This is a genomic window from Streptococcus sp. SS-4456 (genome assembly GCF_036680365.1).
In the GTDB taxonomy this organism is placed as follows: Bacteria; Bacillota; Bacilli; order Lactobacillales; family Streptococcaceae; genus Streptococcus.
The window spans coordinates 1-2581 of sequence record NZ_JAVIHI010000075.1 but is presented as its reverse complement, the minus strand read 5'-3'; the positions used below and the strand labels follow the sequence as shown (position 1 = coordinate 2581).

At 33.0% G+C, this 2581-nt stretch carries 2 protein-coding genes; both read right to left on the bottom strand.

Annotated elements, in window-relative coordinates:
• Positions 1-123 precede the first annotated feature (123 nt).
• The gene (locus tag RFK25_RS11355) at positions 124-2394 is read right to left on the bottom strand and encodes an N-6 DNA methylase (protein WP_332413532.1); all 2271 of its coding nucleotides are present in this window, start codon (positions 2392-2394) and stop codon (positions 124-126) included.
• The coding region (locus RFK25_RS11350) for a hypothetical protein (RefSeq protein WP_332413531.1) at positions 2394-2581 on the bottom strand (188 nt) is incomplete at its 5' end. The genes RFK25_RS11355 and RFK25_RS11350, both read right to left, overlap by 1 nt.

The window sequence follows — 2581 nt, the reverse complement described above, 5'->3', positions numbered from 1 at the left end:
TAGATTTCGATTTTGTCTTCATAGCTCAATTTCATAAAAATAGCACCCCAAATGTTAGATTTTTTCTGTCTAACTTTTGGGGTGCAGTTCACTTTCGGAAATCGTCTTTTTCATTGAAGTTACTTAAATTAGGGAAGACATTTCATCTTTGAGTTTTTCTTCTTCTAATTTCAGTCTTTGTTGTAGTTTTTCATAAGGCACTATATATTTTTCCACAAATCTATCCTGCTCCTCGATGGGGAAATATTCTATGTAGTAATCAGGTAGCAAGTCATCTCTTGGAATAGTTAATTTAGATGTACCGTCTGCTAAATCAGATACAAGTTGTTTACGAATGGCTTCAAGATACCAGTTATAAAACTTCAAATTTACAGGGTATTTCTCATTTTTTTGTGTCAGAACAACACATAAATTACTTGGTGTAAACTTTCCGTTAACATATTGAGATTTTCCTAAAGAACCTGCTGCATAAAGTGCATATACAAGGGCTTCTTTATCATAATCATAAGATGAATGTTTTTTCCACTCATCTGAAGCGGTAATAAAATCATATTTTCCGCTAGGGTCATTTTTGGTTGAAGCAAGACTACCTTTTGGAGAAATTTCAAAAATATCGCTAAATTTCACTAATGTTTTTGATGTGTTTTCTTCCAGTTCTATATAGCCTGAACAATTTAAGACAGAGTTTTTATATATTTTTCGTTTCTCTGATATGCCTTTGATTTCTCTGCTATTTTGAATAGCATCTATAATTTGATTTTCAATGTCATTCCACCGATTGGCAACATCAACTCTTCCTTTATGCTGAATAGATTCAAAGCCATCTTCTTCTAAGTTGTAGAATAATACTTCGTCATTTTCATTGTGCTTTGTCTTTGTAAATCCAAAAATTGATGTGTTCACCGACCGACCTTGTTCAGTAAACAGGTTAAATGGCATTTTGATTACAAAATCCAATTTAGCCATTCGTAAAATTTCCTCTGTTTTTCCATCTACCTCCTGATATTTTCTAAGTGTTGGTGTAGGCATAATGATAATGAGTTTACCATTAGGTTCAAGATATTCAATAGCCTGTTTAGTGAAATCTATAGGGCTAGTTTTTTCATAGGGAGGATTGATGATACACTTTGTTGGTTTCTTTTCTCTGATTTTTTCGAGAAGAATTGCATCTCTATTATTTACTATTGCTTGCGAGGTGTCTGACAGCAAACTACTCCGGAACATCAAATTAGAGCGACCATCACCATGCAAGAACATATTTGAACACGCTAATGCGAATAATACAGAATCGTTTTCAAAACCTATCAACTGATTTTGTCTAATATAATCTTGCTTCTCAAGGTCATCTTGAGCTAAGCTACTTAAAATCTCAAGTGCTTCCATTAAGAAACCTCCTGACCCCATACAAGTGTCTATGACAACATCATCGACATTGAGACGAGCTAATTTTACCATCAAGGATTTTATATGGTCTGGAGTTAAAATAATATTCTTATTTTCAGCTTGACCTGAACGTGATAAGAATATTTTATAGGCTTTTCCTAAAATATCTAATTTTTCATTGTTAATAAATGGAACGAAAATTTTATTTTCTATAAGAGAGATAAGATTTATGTAGTCTTCTAAATGATAGTCTATATTTGAAATAAACGAAAATCTATCTCTCCAATTAAACTCTTTTGAAAGATTATTGACTTTTCGTTTTAGTTCTGTTTCTATAGCATCTAATAGAGACTTGTTTAAATTATGAGCTTCTAATATGGTTGCATCTGTAGTAGCGGTATCTTCAACATCAGGTGCAGTAGTATGCTTATATTGGTTTCTGAAATTGTTGTTCCGCAAGGCTATCAATATACCTGAGAAAAATAAACTTCTATCTGTATCTCGAACTTTTCCTCCAGCATGGAATGTCTCATTTAACTGTTTGAGTATATTAGTTAATTCCGATTCACTTACAATTTCTCCTTTAAATTTTTGTATGAATAGTTTTTCTAAGTTTTTAAGGCTAAGTAGTTTATCTTTTATATGAAATGGAATAATATCAGATTGGGGAGTTTCCTTGTAATAATAGGTAACTTTAATCTGGCTCAGTTCTTGACCTGATATTGCTATGCCGATTATCCCATTATGCAATAGATTATTTTCCATATACCACTTTACTTCAGCTTCGGCGGAGGAATGTTTTAAGGCTTTTGCTTCAACAATAATTGCAAAGGATTGTTTATCTAAGAAAAAATCAGGAAAACCCTTATAGTCTGTACCTTGTTTTGATTTAAATCCGTATACATCAGGAATAGCACTTTTCTCTAAAAAAGTATTTGGTTCATAAAATTCTCTAAAGATATTTTCTGTCTTCGTTTCAGAGACTTTATTTTCAATTAGTGAGATGACCATTATGCCACCTCACTAATTGAAAGGATATAAAAAACTTTCTCACAAAAACGTGAAAAAGCCTGTTTTAATGCTTGACAAAAAACACGTCCGATTACATAATCAGCGTGAGCTGTGAGCTGTGAGCTGTGAGCTGTGAGCTGTGAGCTGTGAGCTGTGAGCTGTGAGCTGTGAGCTGTGAGCTGTGAGC

Excerpts from the sequence above, each read along its gene's own strand:
- RFK25_RS11355 (WP_332413532.1), bottom strand. The coding sequence starts at position 2,394 with ATGGTCATCTCACTAATTGAAAATAAAGTCTCTGAAACGAAGACAGAA.